The 16862-nt window shown below is 69.8% G+C and carries 12 protein-coding genes and 1 pseudogene; 9 read left to right on the top strand and 4 right to left on the bottom strand.

The annotated features are described in order from the left end of the window. The first annotated feature begins 2 nt into the window (after nt 1-2). The 8 genes from ACFV1J_RS10375 to ACFV1J_RS10340 all read left to right on the top strand — a co-directional run bounded on the left by ACFV1J_RS10375 (nt 3) and on the right by ACFV1J_RS10340 (nt 10973). Nucleotides 3-926: a carbohydrate ABC transporter permease gene (locus tag ACFV1J_RS10375; RefSeq protein ID WP_385856879.1), complete on the top strand. Its 924-nt coding sequence runs from the start codon at nt 3-5 to the stop codon at nt 924-926. Next, nucleotides 926-1894, top strand: a complete 969-nt coding sequence (locus ACFV1J_RS10370) for a carbohydrate ABC transporter permease (protein WP_385856878.1) — start codon at nt 926-928, stop codon at nt 1892-1894. Before ACFV1J_RS10375 ends, ACFV1J_RS10370 begins: the two co-directional genes overlap by 1 nt. 208 nt (nt 1895-2102) lie before the next feature. Next, a complete protein-coding gene (locus ACFV1J_RS10365) occupies nt 2103-3302 on the top strand; it encodes an ROK family protein (RefSeq protein ID WP_385856877.1) in 1200 nt (399 codons plus the stop codon). 140 nt (nt 3303-3442) lie between these two features. Next, on the top strand, nt 3443-4537 hold the full coding sequence (locus ACFV1J_RS10360) for a substrate-binding domain-containing protein (protein WP_385856876.1): 1095 nt from the start codon (nt 3443-3445) through the stop codon (nt 4535-4537). Between the two features lie 203 nt (nt 4538-4740). Next, nucleotides 4741-5541, top strand: coding sequence for an ATP-binding cassette domain-containing protein (locus ACFV1J_RS10355; protein ID WP_385856875.1), 801 nt, complete (start codon nt 4741-4743; stop codon nt 5539-5541). Beyond that, on the top strand, nt 5538-6914 hold the full coding sequence (locus ACFV1J_RS10350) for a sugar ABC transporter permease (protein WP_385856874.1): 1377 nt from the start codon (nt 5538-5540) through the stop codon (nt 6912-6914). Before ACFV1J_RS10355 ends, ACFV1J_RS10350 begins: the two co-directional genes overlap by 4 nt. 320 nt (nt 6915-7234) lie before the next feature. Next, nucleotides 7235-9184 (top strand): 1-deoxy-D-xylulose-5-phosphate synthase, encoded by a 1950-nt coding sequence (gene dxs / locus ACFV1J_RS10345; RefSeq protein ID WP_385856873.1) that lies wholly within the window; start codon nt 7235-7237, stop codon nt 9182-9184. A 253-nt stretch (nt 9185-9437) separates the two neighbouring features. Next, nucleotides 9438-10973 (top strand): amino acid permease, encoded by a 1536-nt coding sequence (locus ACFV1J_RS10340; RefSeq protein ID WP_385856872.1) that lies wholly within the window; start codon nt 9438-9440, stop codon nt 10971-10973. Nucleotides 10974-11077: 104 nt separating this feature from the next. On the opposite strand, the pseudogene ACFV1J_RS10335 reads toward ACFV1J_RS10340, so the two are convergent. Continuing rightward, nucleotides 11078-11950 (bottom strand): annotated as a pseudogene (locus ACFV1J_RS10335) (NAD(P)-dependent oxidoreductase); the annotation flags it as partial. Nucleotides 11951-12090: 140 nt separating this feature from the next. Between ACFV1J_RS10335 and ACFV1J_RS10330 the strand changes: the two are divergent. Next, entirely contained in the window at nt 12091-12963 is an 873-nt protein-coding gene (locus ACFV1J_RS10330; protein WP_385856871.1) for a helix-turn-helix transcriptional regulator, read from the top strand. A 15-nt stretch (nt 12964-12978) separates the two neighbouring features. Here ACFV1J_RS10330 and ACFV1J_RS10325 read toward each other — a convergent pair whose 3' ends face one another. The 3 genes from ACFV1J_RS10325 to ACFV1J_RS10315 all read right to left on the bottom strand — a co-directional run bounded on the left by ACFV1J_RS10325 (nt 12979) and on the right by ACFV1J_RS10315 (nt 16826). Beyond that, nucleotides 12979-13365 (bottom strand): NTP pyrophosphohydrolase, encoded by a 387-nt coding sequence (locus ACFV1J_RS10325; RefSeq protein WP_385856869.1) that lies wholly within the window; start codon nt 13363-13365, stop codon nt 12979-12981. Nucleotides 13366-13467: 102 nt separating this feature from the next. Then, the gene (locus ACFV1J_RS10320; protein WP_385856867.1) at nt 13468-15603 is read right to left on the bottom strand and encodes a 3-hydroxyacyl-CoA dehydrogenase NAD-binding domain-containing protein; all 2136 of its coding nucleotides are present in this window, start codon (nt 15601-15603) and stop codon (nt 13468-13470) included. Then, a complete protein-coding gene (locus ACFV1J_RS10315) occupies nt 15600-16826 on the bottom strand; it encodes a thiolase family protein (protein WP_385856866.1) in 1227 nt (408 codons plus the stop codon). The genes ACFV1J_RS10320 and ACFV1J_RS10315 overlap by 4 nt, the downstream gene beginning before the upstream one ends. Nucleotides 16827-16862: the final 36 nt, after the last annotated feature.

Here is a 16862-nt window from a genome sequence, read left to right as displayed (position 1 = left end):
TCATGAAGCACGGTAAGTACCGTTTCATCGCGGGGTTCTTGGTGCTCCCGCTGGCGATTTATGCGATCTTCGTGATCTCGCCATTCGTCCAGGCCATCTACTACTCCTTCACGGACTGGACCGGACTGAGTCCGGACCTGAAGGTGGTCGGCTTCGACAATTACGCCCGTCTCTTCCAGGACGAGGTGTTCTGGGCCGCGGTGGGCAACAGCGTCACGCTGTTGCTGCTGCTGCCGGTGGTGACGCTCTCGCTCGGCCTGTTCTTCGCGTTCATGCTCAACGTCGGTGGCCGCCGCCGGAAGAAGGCGGTCATCGGCGGAGTGCGCGGCTCGGGGGCTTACAAAATCCTCTACTTCTTCCCGCAGGTGCTGTCGGTCCCGATCGTGGCACTGCTGTTCCAGTTCGCCTACAACCCGGAGAGCGGCGCCCTGAACGCGTTCCTCCAGGCGATCGGGCTCGACAGCGTGCAGCCCGACTGGCTGGGAGATCCGCAGATCGCGCTGTGGTGCGTGATGGCCGCCATGGTGTGGGCCAATGTCGGTTTCTACGTCGTGCTGTTCTCGGCCGGGATGAGTTCCATTCCGAAGGACTTCTACGAGGCCGCGCTGCTGGACGGCGCGAACCGCTTCAACACCTTCTTCCGGATCACCCTGCCGCTGCTGTGGGACACCGTGCAGACCGGCTGGATCTACATGGGAATCCTCGCCCTGGACGTTTCGGCCTTCGCGTTCGTGCAAATCATGAGCGTCGGCCCGGGCGGCCCCGACTATTCGACCGAGGTCCTTCCGCTGTACGTGTACCAGAAGACGTTCCGCGACGGTCAGGCCGGCTATGCGACCGCCATCGGCGTTTCCCTGCTGATCGTGACCCTGATCTTCTCGGGCATCGTCATGCGGCTGGGACGCCGCGAGCGACTGGAGTTCTGATGAGCGCGCAGACCGACCCCGCGGACCTCCCGGGCGTCACCAAGGAGCAGGGGCCGCCCGGCGGGGCCACCTCGCCGGTGCCCGGACCGCGCGCCGGACGCGGCGGCACGGACGGTACGGCCGGCCGGAACGGCGGCGGCGAGGGCCGGGTCCTCAACGTCTTCTCGCACGGAGTCCTGGTCATCTGGGGCCTGTTGGTGACCATGCCGCTGCTCTGGGCGGTGGTCAGCTCCTTCAAGGACGACACCGAGATCTTCGGTTCGCCCTGGAGCCTGCCCTCGGTCCTGCACGTCGACAACTGGGCCCGCGCCTGGGACAAGGCGAACATGGGCCAGTACTTCCTCAACTCGCTGATCGTGGTGGGCGGTTCACTGATCGGCACGATGCTGCTCGGGTCGATGGCGGCCTATGTGTTGGCCCGCTTCGACTTCCCCGGCAACCGCTTCCTCTACTTCTTGTTCGTCGGCGGTATGGGCTTCCCGGTCATCCTGGCGCTGGTTCCGCTGTTCTTCGTCATGAAGAACATGACGCTGCTGGACAGCTACCACGGCCTGATCCTGGTCTACATCGCCTACTCGCTGCCGTTCACGGTGTTCTTCCTCAGCGGGTTCTTCCGGACGCTGCCCACCTCGGTGGCCGAGGCCGCGCTGATCGACGGCGCCTCGCACACCCGCACCTTCTTCCAGGTCATGCTGCCGATGGCCCGGCCCGGCCTGATCAGCGTCGGGATCTTCAACTTCCTCGGGCAGTGGAACCAGTACCTGCTGCCGACGGTGCTCAACGTCGGCGACCCCGACAAGAAGATGCTCACCCAGGGACTGGTGGCCCTCGCGGTGAGCCAGGGGTACAAGGGCGACTGGTCGGGGCTGTTCGCGGGTCTGACGATCGCGATGCTCCCCGTTCTCGCCGCGTACATCATCTTCCAGCGTCAGGTGGTGGCCGGGCTGACCGCCGGCGCGCTCAAGTAGTGCCTGATCAGACCGTGCCTCCCACCGGATTGCCGGTGGGAGGCCGGTGCGTTGTGCTGGTCTCAGGAGCGTTGAAGGACTTGACGGGAGGTGTCCCGGGCAGCTCAGCTTAGATTCACATGTTGGAGACAAGCCGGGCCCCGCTGCTGTGGTCCGGTCCGGCGGGCGGTCGTCGCGCTGTCCGCCCCAGGCGGGAGTGGATGAGTCGATGGAGACTCCGGGGTCGCAGTCCTCGCTGCACCGGGCCAATCTGGAGCGGGTGGTACGCGCCGTACGCATGGCGGGCTCGCTCACCCAGGCGGAGATCGCCCGGAGCACGGGGCTGTCCGCGGCCACCGTCTCCAACATCGTCCGGGAACTGAAGGACGGCGGCACCGTCGAGGTCACCCCCACCTCGGCGGGTGGCCGCCGGGCGCGCAGCGTCTCGCTCTCCGGCGACGCGGGCATCGTCGTGGGCGTCGACTTCGGCCACTCCCACCTGCGCGTGGCGGTCGGCAACCTGGCGCACCAGGTGCTCGCCGAGGAGGCCGAGCCGATCGATGTGGACGCCTCCGCCGCGGAGGGCTTCGACCGCGCGGAACAGCTGGTCAACCGGCTGATCGAGGCGACCGGAATCGGCGCCGACAAGGTCATCGGCGTCGGCCTGGGCGTGCCCGGACCGATCGACGTGGAATCCGGGACGCTGGGCTCGACCGCGATCCTGCCGGGCTGGACGGGGACGAACCCCAGGCAGGAGCTGTCCGGGCGGCTCGGCGTCCCCGTCTACGTCGACAACGACGCCAACCTCGGCGCGCTGGGCGAGCTGGTCTGGGGCGGTGGCCGCGGGGCCGCCGACCTCGCGTACATCAAGGTCGCCAGCGGTGTCGGTGCCGGGCTGGTGATCAGCGGGCAGATCTACCGCGGGCCGGGCGGTACCGCGGGCGAGATCGGGCACATCACGCTGGACGAGTCCGGGCCGGTCTGCCGTTGCGGCAACCGCGGCTGCCTGGAGACCTTCACCGCGGCCCGGTACGTGCTGCCGCTGCTGCAGCCGAGCCACGGGCCCGATCTGACCATGACGCGGGTGGTCCAGCTGGCCCGCGAGGGCGATCCGGGTTGCCGACGCGTCATTGCGGACGTAGGCCGCCATATCGGTAGTGGTGTGGCGAACTTGTGTAATCTGCTCAATCCCAGCCGAGTGGTACTCGGCGGCGATCTCGCCGACGCCGGTGAGCTGGTGCTGGCACCGATCCGCGAGTCCGTGTCGCGCTACGCAATTCCCAGCGCGGCACGGCAGTTGGGGATTGTCACGGGCACGCTCGGTGGCCGCGCCGAGGTGCTGGGCGCGCTCGCGCTGGTGCTGAGCGAGATGGGCGATTCGACACTGCTCGACGGTGCGCAGACCGTGGATGCGCCTGCCCTGGCATAAGCGCTCTGCGTTCACACTGCTAACGCATGGCACCGTTGCCATCTCGTTAAGGATTTACTTCTTGACGGTCGGCTGGCGGCCGAGTTGACTTCCAGCCACCTCGGCCGCAACGACGCGGCCACGTCAGGGAGGCAACCCCAATGAACGTTTGGACGCGTCGCGTCGTCATAGGTACCGCTGCCGTTTCGATGGCGCTCTCCGTGGCCGCCTGCGGCAAGGCCGGAGACGGCGCCAAGGGCGGCGGTGGCGACAACAAGACCATCGGCCTGCTTCTGCCGGAGAACAAGACCACGCGTTACGAGACCTTCGACCGCCCGATGATGGAGGCGAAGATCAAGGAACTGTGCAGCGACTGCACGGTCAAGTACAACAACGCGGCGCAGGAGACCGAGACCCAGAAGAAGCAGTTCGACGCGCTGATCACCCAGGGTGTGAAGGTGATCATCCTGGACGCGGTCGACTACAAGGCCACCCAGTCGTGGGTGAACCAGGCCGCCAAGAAGGGCGTCAAGGTCATCGCCTACGACCGTCTGGCCGAGGGCAACATTTCGGCCTATGTCTCCTACGACAACGAGAAGATCGGCCGCCTCCAGGGGCAGGCGCTGGTCAAGGCGCTCGGCGACAAGGCCAAGGACAGCAATGTCGTCATGATCAACGGCTCGCCGACCGACCCGAACATGCCGTTCTTCAAGAAGGGCGCGCACAGCGTCCTCGACAAGCAGGTCAAGAAGATCGCGTACGAGCAGGACATCCCGGACTGGTCGTCGGACGAGGCCAACAAGAAGATGAACGCGGCCCTCGACTCGCTGGGCAAGGACGGCATCCAGGGCGTCTACTCCGGCAACGACGGCATGGCCGGCGGCATCATCACCGCGCTCAAGCAGAAGGGCGTCAAGGTCCCGGTCGGTGGCCAGGACGCCGAGCTCGCGGGTCTGCAGCGGCTCCTCAAGGGCGACCAGGCGTTCACCATCTACAAGCAGATCAAGCCGCAGGCCGACTCCACGGCCGAGATCGCGGTCAAGCTGCTCAAGGGCGAGAAGATCGACTCCCTGACGTCCACCAAGGTGGACAGCCTCAGCGGCGCGGTCAAGGGCATCCCCGCCAAGCTCTACGACGCGCAGATCGTGACCAAGGACAACATCGCCTCCACGATCATCAAGGACAAGGTCTACAAGGCGAGCCAGATCTGCACCGGCGACGTCAAGAAGGCCTGCGAGGCGGCCGGCATCAAGTAGCCGGCAGCACCGCCGCGGCACCCCGTACCCGGTACCGCGTACTCGCTGTCAGGTAAGGCCCCCGGCCCTTGGCCCGGCCTTCGGCCCCGGCCCGCGCCGACCCGTTCCGGGCGCGGGCGGGGCCGCCCTCAGCATCCTCGGCTCGCAGAGCACCCCTCTTCGCACCACCATGCCCCCCCGCCGTTGTGACGGCGGCGAAGGAGATGATTCACGTGTCCGCTACGCCTGTGCTGGCGTTGCGCGGAATCTCCAAGCGGTTCGGCGCCGTCCAGGCACTCACGGACGTCACGCTGGAGATCCACCCCGGTGAGGTGGTCGCCCTCGTGGGCGACAACGGCGCCGGCAAGTCCACCCTGGTCAAGACCATCTCGGGCGTCCACCCGGTCGACGACGGCAGCATCGAGTGGGAGGGTGAGGCGGTCCGCATCAACAAGCCGCACGACGCCCAGGAGCTCGGCGTCGCCACCGTCTACCAGGACCTCGCGCTCTGCGACAACCTCGACGTCGTCGCCAACCTCTTCCTCGGCAACGAGCGCCGCACCGCCGGCGTCCTCGACGAGATCGCCATGGAGAAGCGCGCCAAGGAGCTGCTCGACACCCTCTCCATCCGCATCCCCAGCGTCCGTATCCCGGTCGCCGCGCTCTCCGGCGGTCAGCGGCAGGTCGTCGCCATCGCCCGTGCGCTGATCGGCGACCCGAAGGTCGTCATCCTCGACGAGCCCACCGCCGCGCTCGGCGTCGAGCAGACCGCGCAGGTCCTCGACCTCGTCGAGCGGCTGCGCGAGCGCGGGCTGGGCGTCATCCTCATCAGCCACAACATGGCGGACGTGCAGGCCGTCGCGGACCGGGTCGCGGTGCTGCGGCTGGGCCGCAACAACGGTGTCTTCGACGTCGAGGGCACCTCCCACGAAGAGATCATCGCCGCCATCACGGGTGCCTCGGACAACGCGGTGACCCGCCGCAAGGCGCGCACGGACCAGGGGAAGAAGGAGGTTGGGGCATGAGCGACCTCACCAAGGAGCCGGCCGGCGAGGCGACGGAGACCGCGGCCGACAGCGGGACGGACACCGTGACGGAGACCTCGGCCGACGCCACCACGGAGACCGAGACCGAGACCGCGCAGGCCGCGGCCGCCGACGCGCCCCAGCCCGCCGCCGTCGACCCCCGGCTGCTGGTCCGGGAAGCGGGCTTCGCCGGCTACCTCGCCGACTTCAAGCGCCGGGTGCGCGGCGGTGAGCTGGGCTCGCTGCCGGTCGTCATCGGCCTGATCGTCATCGCGATCGTCTTCCAGATCAAGAACAGCAGCTTCCTGTCGGCGGACAGCCTCGCCAACATCGGCGTCTACACCTCCGGCCTCGGCATCATGGCCGTCGGCATCGTCTTCGTCCTGCTGCTCGGTGAGATCGATCTCTCCGTCGGCTCGGTCGCCGGTGTCGGCGCGGCCGTCTGGGCGGTGCTCAGCGTCACTCATGGCGTCAACGACTGGCTCGCGGTCCTGATCGCCATCGCGACCGGTGTGGTCATCGGCGTCCTCCATGGCTTCTTTTTCGCCAAGATCGGCGTGCCGGCGTTCGTCGTCACCCTGGCCGGATTCCTCGGCTGGAGCGGTCTGCAGATCTGGATGATGGGCAAGGAAGGCTCGATCAACACGCCGAGCGGCAGCCTGGTCGAGAACCTCACCGGCTACTACTTCGAGGACAAGGGCGCCGCGTACGGCCTCGCGGTGGTCGCGGTCCTCGCCTACGCCGGCTCGCTGCTGCTGGACCGCAAGCGCCGTAAGGCCGCCGAGCTGCCGTCCCGGCCGCTCAGCGAGATCCTGCTGCGCACCGGTGTGGTCGCGGTGATGGCCTTCGTGGTCGCCTACGTCCTCAACGAGCCGGCCGGCGCCCGCGGGCTCCCGCTGGCCCTGGTGCTGTTCCTCGCCGTCCTGGTCCTCGCCGACTTCGTGGTGCGCCGTACCACCTACGGCCGGCAGATCTTCGCGGTCGGCGGCAACGCCGAGGCGGCCCGCCGGGCCGGTATCAACGTGAACAAGATCCGGATCAGCGTCTTCGCGATCTCCGGGATGCTCGCCGCCTTCGGCGGGCTCTTCATCGCCAGCCTTTCCGGTGGCGCCACGAAGAACCTCGGTTCCGGCAACACCCTGATGAACGTCATCGCGGCGGCGGTCATCGGCGGCACCAGCCTCTTCGGCGGCCGCGGAAAGATCTGGTCCGCGCTGCTGGGCATGCTGGTCATCCAGTCCATCCAGCAGGGCCTGAACCTGCTGGGCATGGCCAGCGAGATCCAGTACATGATCACCGGCGCGGTGCTGCTGGCCGCCGTCGTGATCGACTCGGTGTCGCGGCGGACCCAGAAGACCGCTGGGCGCACGTAACCGCGGGTTGTTCGCCCGGCTGCGGCAGCGCCGTCGGCGCACGTAACCGCGGGTTGTTCGCCCGGCTGCGGCAGCGCCGTCGGCGCACCTGACCCCACACCGCCGTCCCCGACGGCTGGTACCGGCCCCCACCGGGCGCAACCCGGTGGGGGCCGAATCGCGTTCCCACGGCCATTTCAGGGGCGGCCGAAAGTCGGCTTCACCCGAGTGACATACATCGCAAGGCCCGGGCGTCGCCGCAGCGGGCGCGACATTAGACTCATCTGATCGGCAAGCTCGATCGATCGACGGCAGCAGCAGCAAGCAGCAAGGAGGCAGGGGTGGCGTTGCTTTCCCGTATCAGGGGACCGCGCGATCTGGACCGACTGGGCCCGGAGCAGCTGGAGCAGCTGGCGGGGGAGATCCGTACCTTCCTTGTCGACGCGGTTTCCAAGACCGGCGGCCACCTCGGCCCGAATCTCGGTGTGGTCGAGCTGACCATCGCCCTGCACCGGGTCTTCGACTCACCCAAGGACCGGGTGCTCTTCGACACCGGCCACCAGTCGTACGTGCACAAGCTGCTCACCGGTCGTCAGGACTTCTCCAAGCTGCGCGTCAAGGGCGGTCTGTCGGGCTATCCGTCGCGGGCGGAGTCGGCGCACGACGTCATCGAGAACAGTCATGCCTCGACGGTCCTGGGCTGGGCGGACGGTCTGGCCAAGGCCAACCAGGTGCGCGGGAAGAAGGACCATGTCGTCGCGGTGATCGGCGACGGTGCGCTGACCGGCGGTATGGCCTGGGAGGCGCTGAACAACATCGCGGTCGCGAAGGACCGTCCGCTGGTCATCGTCGTCAACGACAACGAGCGTTCCTACGCGCCGACCATCGGCGGGCTGGCCAATCACCTGGCCACCCTGCGCACCACCGACGGCTATGAGCGTTTCCTGGCCCGCGGCAAGGACCTGCTGGAGCGCACCCCGGTCGTCGGCAAACCGCTCTACGAGACGCTGCACGGCGCCAAGAAGGGCCTGAAGGACTTCATCGCCCCGCAGGGCATGTTCGAGGACCTGGGCCTGAAGTACGTCGGCCCGATCGACGGCCACGACATCGAGGCCCTGGAGTCCGCGCTGCAGCGCGCCAAGCGGTTCGGCGGCCCGGTCATCGTGCACTGCCTCACCGAGAAGGGCCGCGGCTACAAGCCGGCCGAGCAGGACGAGGCGGACCGCTTCCACGGCATCGGCGTCATCCACCCCGACACCGGGCTGCCGGTGGCCTCCGGCGGCGCCAGCTGGACCTCCGTCTTCGGCGACGAGATGGTCAAGCTGGGCCGGGAGCGCGACGACATCGTGGCGATCACCGCGGCGATGCTGCAGCCGGTCGGCCTGGGCAAGTTCGCCGAGGCGTTCCCGGACCGGGTCTACGACGTGGGCATCGCCGAGCAGCACGCGGCCGTATCGGCGGCGGGCCTGGCCACCGGCGGTCTGCACCCGGTCTTCGCGGTCTACGCCACCTTCCTCAACCGCGCCTTCGACCAGGTCCTGATGGACGTCGCGCTGCACAAGTGCGGCGTCACCTTCGTCCTGGACCGGGCCGGCGTCACCGGCGACGACGGCGCCTCGCACAACGGCATGTGGGACATGTCCCTGCTCCAGGTCGTCCCGGGCCTGCGGATCGCCGCGCCGCGCGACGCCGACCAGGTGCGTGCGCAGCTGCGCGAGGCCGTCGAGGTCAAGGACGCGCCGACCGTCGTGCGCTACTCCAAGGGCAAGGTCGGCCCCGCCGTCGAGGCGGTGGGCCGGGTCGGTGGCATGGACGTGCTGCGCGAGCCCGCGGTCGGCGTCCAGCGGCCGGACGTGCTGCTGGTGTCCGTGGGCGCGCTCGCCCCGATGTGCCTGGAGATCGCCGACCTCCTCGACAAGCAGGGCATCTCCACGACCGTCGTGGACCCGCGGTGGGTCAAGCCGGTCGACGAGGCGCTGCCCGGCCTGGCCGCGCGGCACCGGGTCGTCATCACGGTCGAGGACAACTCCCGTAGCGGCGGCGTCGGTTCGGCGATCGCCCAGACACTGCGGGACGCCGGTGTGGACATGCCGCTGAGGGACTTCGGCATCCCCGAGCGGTTCCTCGACCACGCCTCCCGCAAGGAGGTCATGGCGGAGATCGGGCTCACCGCCCCCGACATCGCCCGCCAGGTGACCGGCCTGGTCGCCAAGATCGACAACCGCGACGAGGACGCCGCCGGCACCGCGTCGACCGAGGACGCGGAGCCCGCCGAGGTCGCCCGCGACTGAACCTCGTGCGCTGAACCTCGTGCGCTGAACCTCGTGCACTGAACCCGTGCACTGAACCCGTGCACTGGACGGCGATGGGCCGGCCGGTCATCCGTACGGATGTGCCGCCCGGCCCATCGGTATGACGGCAACCGCACCCCATCGGGTGAATCCCCACCGCCCGGGGGCCCGCCGAAGCTGACTGTTTCACGCCATTGCGGAGACTCGGTCAGTTCAGGAGAGTTGCCAGGGTCGTCCAGGCGGAGGTTCGCCCATGAGCACACAGCACGGACCACACATCGGACCACGACACACTGCACGGCGGGACAACGGCCTGTTCCGCACCAAGTCCGTCGAGCAGTCGATCCAGGACACCGAAGAGCCGGAACATACCCTCAAGAAGTCCCTCTCGGCGCTCGACCTGACCGTGTTCGGCGTCGGTGTCATCATCGGCACCGGCATTTTCGTCCTCACCGGAAAGATCGCCAAGGAGACGGCCGGACCCGCCGTCGCGGCGTCCTTCGTCGTCGCCGGCGTGGTCTGCGCGCTGGCGGCGCTGTGCTACGCGGAGTTCGCCTCCACCGTGCCGGTCGCCGGATCGGCCTACACCTTCTCCTACGCCTCGCTGGGCGAACTACCCGCCTGGATCATCGGCTGGGACCTGATCCTGGAGCTCGCCCTGGGCTGCGCGGTGGTCGCGGTCGGCTGGTCCGGGTACATCCGCTCCCTGCTGGACAGCGCCGGATGGCATCTGCCGCCCGGACTGGCCGGCACCCACGAGGGGCAATTCGGGTTCGACCTGCTCGCCTGCGTCCTCGTCCTGGTCCTGACCGGAATCCTGGTCCTCGGGATGAAGCTGTCCTCCCGGGTGACCGGCGTGGTCGTGGCGATCAAGGTGACCGTGGTCCTGCTGGTCATCATCGCCGGGGCCTTCCTGATCAGCGGCGCCAACTACGAGCCGTTCGTGCCGCCCAGCCAGCCGAGCCCGACCGGCGGCGGGGTGTCCGCACCGCTGGCCCAGCTCCTCTTCGGGTTCGCGCCGTCCAACTTCGGCACCATGGGCATCTTCGCCGGGGCGGCCGTGGTCTTCTTCGCGTTCATCGGCTTCGACGTCGTGGCCACCGCCGCGGAGGAGACCCGGCATCCCCAGCGGGACGTCCCCCGCGGCATCCTCGGCTCGCTGGCCATCTGCACCCTGCTGTACGTCGCGGTGTCGGTGGTGGTCACCGGCATGGAGAGGTACGACAAGCTCTCGGTCGACGCCCCGCTCGCGGACGCGTTCAAGGACCTCGGCAAGCCGTTCTTCGCCGATGTCATCAGCTTCGGCGCCGCGGTCGGCCTGACCTCGGTGTGCATGATCCTGCTGCTCGGCCAGAGCCGGGTGTTCTTCGCGATGAGCCGGGACGGGCTGCTGCCGCGGGTGTTCTCCCTCGCCCACCCGCGGTTCGGCACGCCCTACCGCTCGACCATCGCCCTGGGCGTCGTCGTCGCCGTCGTCTCCGGCTTCACCTCGATCGACGTGCTCGCCGAACTCGTCAACATCGGCACGCTGTTCGCGTTCGTCGTCGTCGCCATCGGCGTCGTCCTGCTCCGCCGCTCCCGCCCCGACCTGCCGCGCTCCTTCCGCACCCCGTGGGTTCCGGTGGTGCCCGTGCTGTCGGTCCTCGCCTCGCTGTGGCTGATGCTCAACCTGCCCGCCGAGACCTGGATCCGGTTCGCGATCTGGATGGCCATCGGTTTCGTCGTCTACTTCCTCTACGGCAGATCCCACAGCCGCCTCGGCCTGCGCAACCGGCAGAACAACGGCTAGCGGCCCGTCTCACGGATCACCCGGGCCGGCCGGGAGCCGACCGGACCTGCCCGGCCCGGGTGATCCGAGAGAACCACTGACGCACCGGCCCTACGCACCGGCCCCTACGCACCGGCCGCCGTCGGGTTGACCGTGCTCCAGTCCTCCTTGCCGCGGCCCTCGGCCAGTGCCGTGGCGAACAGGGACAGCACGCCGTCCAGGACCGGGTGCGGGAGCCCGCCGGCCATGCGGGCCGCGTACGCCAGGTCCTTGTGGGCCCACTCCGCCGAGAAGTTGACCGGCTCCGGCGGGGTCAGATAGCTGTTCCAGGCCAGTTCGGTGACCACACCGCCGGGGCGGTCCAGCAGCGCCGCGCCGACCTGCGCGGTGTCCAGCCCGGCCGCCCGGGCCAGCCGCAGCGCCTCCCCGAAGCCCGCCAGGTGGATCGCCTGGAGGGCGTTCAGCACGAGCTTGAAGCGGGTGCCGGCGCCGGCCGGCCCGAAGTGCTTGACCTCCTTGGCGACCGCGTCGAACACCGGCGTGAGCGGCGGCAGCGCCTGCTGGTCACCGCCGGCGAGCAGCACCAGGTTTCCGGTCCGGGCGCCGGCCGCGCCGCCGGTGAGCGGCATGTCGAAGAAGACGGACCCGCGGTCGGCGCACGCCGCGGCGAGCTCCTCCACCCACCCCACGGACAGCGTCGCCGAGGTGATCAGCACCGCCGACGCCGGGGCCCCCGCCAGGATGCCGTCGGCCGCCAGCCACACCTCCCGGGAGGAGCTGTCGTCGGCCGTCACCTCGAAGACCACCTCCGCGCGGGCGGCCGCGGCCGCCGGGCTCCCGGCCACCACGGCCCCGGCCGCCACCAGGTCCGCGGCCCGCTCCGGGGTGCGGTTCCAGACCACCACCTCGTGCCCGTTCTTCAGCAGGTTCTCGGCCATGCCCCGGCCCATGATGCCCAGGCCCACCACTGCGACGCTCGCCACTTCGACTCTCCCGTTCCGCCGTTCCGCCGACGCGGTCCGGCACCTCCTCGGTACGGAAGAAGTCTGGGCCGCAGGGCCCCGGACGTGGAGACCCGCCCAAGGGGGGCCCTCGCAGGGCCCCGCAACCGGACCTCGGGCCGGGGCATACTCAACGGGTGGAGAACAACACGGGGTTGGGAGAGTTCCTGCGCACCCGCCGGGCCCGGGTGGCGCCGCAGGACGCGGGTCTGCCGGGCACCACCGGCCGGCGCCGCACCGCGGGCCTGCGCCGGGAGGAGGTGGCGATGCTCGCCGGGGTGAGCATCGAGTACTACCGGCGCCTGGAGCAGGGCAAACAGAACCGTCCGAGCGCACCGGTCCTGGAGGCCATCGCGGGCGTGCTGCGCCTGGACGACGACGAGCGGGCGCATCTCTTCGCGCTCGCCCGTACGGCGTCCCCGGCCGCCGCCCCCGGCCCGTCCCGGGGCCCGGAGCCCCCGTCGCGCACCCTGCGTCCGGACGTCCTGCGGATGCTCGACATCGTCGCGCCCTGCCCGGCGTACGTACTGGGCCGCTCCAACGACCTGCTGGCCGCCAACACCGCCGGGATGCGGCTGCTGCCCGGCATCGAGGAGTGGCCGGTCCGGCAGCGCAACACCGCGCGCTACACCTTCCTGCACCCGCGGGCCCGCACCCTCTACGGCAACTGGGACGAGGTCGCCGCGGCCACGGTGGCCCATCTGCGGGCCGTCGCCGGCGCCCATCCGGACGCGCCCGACCTCACCGGCCTGATCGGTGAACTCACCGTCAAGAGCCCGGAGTTCGCCACCCTCTGGCAGCGCTACGACGTACGTTCGCGGACCAACGGCCGCAAGTGCTTCGCGGATTCCCCGGTCGGGCGGATGGACCTCAGCTACGAGGCGTACACGGTGGCCCGCACCGACGGCCACCGCCTCGTCGTCTACCAGGCCGAGCCCGGCACCCCGGACCACGACGCGATGCTCCTGCTGAGCCTCACGGCCGCACCGGCCGCCCCGTCGGCCCCCTGACCACGGCCGCGGGCGTCAGGCGCGGCCGCGTCCCCGGACCGCCCGCGGCCCGGTCACCCGGGCGCCCAGCGCCTGGACGCGGTCGCGCAGTCCACGGTCCGCGGTGACCACCAGGCAGTCCCGCCCGGCGCCCTCGTCCGCGACCAGTTCCACGATCCGGTCGTCGCCGCTGCCGGCCGCCGGAACCACCCGCACGCCCTCCACGGACGTCACCCCGCGCGCCGCGCCCTCGACCACGAGGACCAACTCCAGGGGCGGGTCGGCCAGTCCCGGCAGCCCGCCCGCGGCATAGGCCGGCAGGGAGTCGCGCAGCCGTTCCGCCGCGCCGTGCCGGTCCCGCCACCAGCCGTCGGGGACCGAGCCGACGACGTTCGCGGCATCGACGATGACCAAGGTATCCATGGCGCCACCCTGCCATGCCGGGGCGCCGACGGACCCCGCCCGGACATACGGCAGCGCGGGCCGGCTCCGCCGAGCCGGCCCGCGCCTTCGTACCGAGCCGCGTTACGCGGGCACGCTCGCCACGCCCGGGGCCAGGAACTTCTTGCCGGTCACCCGCTCGGAGACGCCCGCACGGTCCAGGTACGGCGTGATGCCGCCCAGGTGGAAGGGCCAGCCGGCACCGGTGATCAGGCACAGGTCGATGTCCTGGGCCTCGGCCACCACGCCCTCGTCGAGCATGATGCCGATCTCCTCGGCGACCGCGTCGAGCACCCGGTCGCGGACCTGGGCCTCGGTCAGCACCGAGTCGCCCTGCTTGAGCAGCGCGGCGACCTCGGGGTCCAGCTCCGGCTTGCCGCTGTCGTAGACGTAGAAGCCGCGCTTGCCGGCCTCGACGACCGCCTTGAGGTTCGGCGACACCTTGAAGCGCTCGGGGAAGGCGCCGTGCAGCGTCTCGGAGACGTGCAGACCGATCGCCGGGCCGACCAGCTCCAGCAGGACCAGCGGCGACATCGGCAGCCCGAGCGGCTCGATGGCCTTCTCGGCGACCTCGACCGGGGTGCCCTCGTCGATGACGTTCTGGATCTCGCCCATGAAGCGGGTCAGGATGCGGTTCACCACGAACGCCGGGGCGTCCTTGGTGAGGACCGCGGTCTTCTTCAGCTTCTTGGCGACAGCGAAGGCCGTGGCCAGCGCGGCGTCATCGGTCTTCTCACCGCGGACGATCTCCAGCAGCGGGAGGATCGCGACGGGGTTGAAGAAGTGGAAGCCGACGACCCGCTCGGGGTGCTGGAGCTTGGAGGCCATCTCCGTGACGGAGAGCGAGGAGGTGTTGGTGGCGAGGATCGCGTGCGCCGGCGCCACCGCCTCGACCTCGGCGAAGACCTGCTGCTTGACGCCGATCTCCTCGAAGACGGCCTCGATGATGAAGTCCGCGTCCGCGAAGCCCTCGGCCTTGTCCAGGACACCGGTCACCAGGGCCTTGAGGCGGTTGGCCTTGTCCTGGTTGATCCGGCCCTTGCCCAGCAGCTTGTCGATCTCGCCGTGGACGTAACCGACGCCCTTGTCGATGCGCTCCTGGTCGATGTCGGTGAGGACCACCGGCACCTCCAGGCGGCGCAGGAACAGCAGCGCCAGCTGAGAGGCCATCAGGCCGGCGCCGACCACGCCGACCTTGCTGACCGGGCGGGCCAGGCTCTTGTCCGGGGCGCCGGCGGGCCGCTTGGCGCGCTTCTGCACCAGGTTGAACGCGTAGATGCCGGCGCGGAGTTCGCCGCCCATGATGAGGTCGGCGAGCGCCTGGTCCTCGGCGTCGAAACCGGCCTGCAGGTCACCGCTCTTGGCGGCCGCGATGATGTCCAGCGCGCGGTACGCGGCCGGGGCGGCGCCGTGCACCTTGCCGTCGGCGATGAACCGGCCCTTGGCGACGGCCTGGTCCCAGGCCTCGCCGCGGTCGATCTCCGGACGCTCGACGCTGACGTCACCCTTGAGCACCTGCGCGGTCCAGATCAGCGACTGCTCCAGGAAGTCCGCGCCCTCGAAGATCGCGTCCGCGATGCCGAGGTCGAAGACCTGCTGGCCCTTGAGCTGCTTGTTCTGGTTGAGCGAGTTCTCGATGATGACCGAGACGGCCTTGTCCGCACCGATGAGGTTCGGCAGCAGGGCGCAGCCGCCCCAGCCGGGGACCAGACCGAGGAAGACCTCGGGCAGCGAGAAGGCCGGCAGGGCCTTGGAGACCGTGCGGTACGAGCAGTGCAGACCGACCTCGACGCCACCGCCCATCGCGGCGCCGTTGTAGTACGCGAAGGTCGGCACGGCCAGCCCGGAGAGCCGCTTGAAGACCTCGTGGCCGCCCTTGCCGATGGCCAGCGCGTCCTCGTGCCGCTTCAGCAGCTCGACGCCCTTGAGGTCGGCGCCGACCGCGAAGATGAACGGCTTGCCGGTGATGCCGGCGCCGACGATCTCGCCGTCCGCGGCCTCCTTCTCGACCTGGTCGAGCGCCGCGTTGAGGTTCGCGAGCGAGGCCGGGCCGAAGGTGGTCGGCTTGGTGTGGTCGAAGCCGTTGTCCAGCGTGATGAGGGCGAACCGGCCCGCACCGAACGGCAGGTCGAGGTGGCGCACGTGCGCCGACGTCACGACCTCGTCCGGGAACAGCTCGGCCGCGCCCTTGAGCAGCTCGGCGGTGGTGGTGGTGCTCACTTGCTGCCTCCGGCGTCCTTGTGGTTCGGGTTCTCCCAGATGACCGTCGCGCCCATGCCGAAGCCGACGCACATGGTGGTCAGGCCGTAACGGACCTTGGGCTGCTCCTCGAACTGGCGGGCCAGCTGGGTCATCAGCCGGACACCGGAGGAGGCCAGCGGGTGGCCGAAGGCGATCGCGCCGCCGTACTGGTTGACGCGCTCGTCGTCGTCCGCGATGCCGTAGTGGTCGAGGAAGGCGAGGACCTGGACGGCGAACGCCTCGTTGATCTCGAACAGGCCGATGTCGCCGATGCCCAGGCCCGCCTTGGCGAGCGCCTTCTCCGTCGCCGGGATCGGGCCGTAGCCCATGACCTCGGGCTCGACGCCCACGAAGGCGTAGGAGACCAGGCGCATCTTCACCGGGAGGTCGTGCTCCCGGGCGAAGTCCTCGGAGGCGATGATCGAGGCGGTGGCGCCGTCGTTGAGACCGGCGGCGTTACCGGCGGTGACCCGGCCGTGGGTGCGGAACGGGGTCTTGAGGCCCGCGAGGTTCTCCAGGGTGGTGCCCGGGCGCATCGGCTCGTCGGCGGTCACCAGGCCCCAACCGGTCTCGCCCACCTCGGCGTTGGTGTTGCGCACCGAGATCGGGACCAGGTCCTGCTGGATCTTCCCGTTGGCGTACGCCTTCGCGGCCTTCTCCTGCGAGCGCACCGCGTAGGCGTCGGTGCGCTCCTTGGTCAGCTGCGGGTAGCGGTCGTGGAGGTTCTCCGCGGTCATGCCCATGAACAGCGCGGACTCGTCGACCAGCTTCTCGCTGACGAAGCGGGGGTTGGGGTCGACCGCCTCGCCCATGGGGTGACGGCCCATGTGCTCGACACCGCCGGCGATGACGGCGTCGTAGGCGCCGAAGGCGATGGAGCCCGCGGTGGTCGTGACGGCCGTCAGCGCACCGGCACACATACGGTCGATGGAGTAGCCGGGCACCGACTGCGGGAGGCCCGCGAGGATGCCGGCGGTGCGGCCGAGGGTCAGGCCCTGGTCGCCGATCTGGGTGGTGGCGGCGATGGCGACCTCGTCGATCTTCGCCGGGTCGAGACCGGGGTTGCGGCGCAGCAGCTCCCGGATCGACTTCACGACCAGGTCGTCGGCGCGGGTCTCGTGGTAGATGCCCTTCGGGCCCGCCTTGCCGAACGGGGTGCGGACGCCGTCGACGAAGACGACGTCCCTAGCGGTACGAGGCACGTTGGCTCTCCTCCAGGTGCGGGATGGCACTGCTGC

Origin of the sequence: Streptomyces sp. NPDC059649 (assembly GCF_042734445.1) — a bacterium.
Classification (GTDB): domain Bacteria; phylum Actinomycetota; class Actinomycetes; order Streptomycetales; family Streptomycetaceae; genus Streptomyces.
Note: the sequence above shows the minus strand (reverse complement) of the source record. Positions and strands in the feature narration are given on the sequence as shown.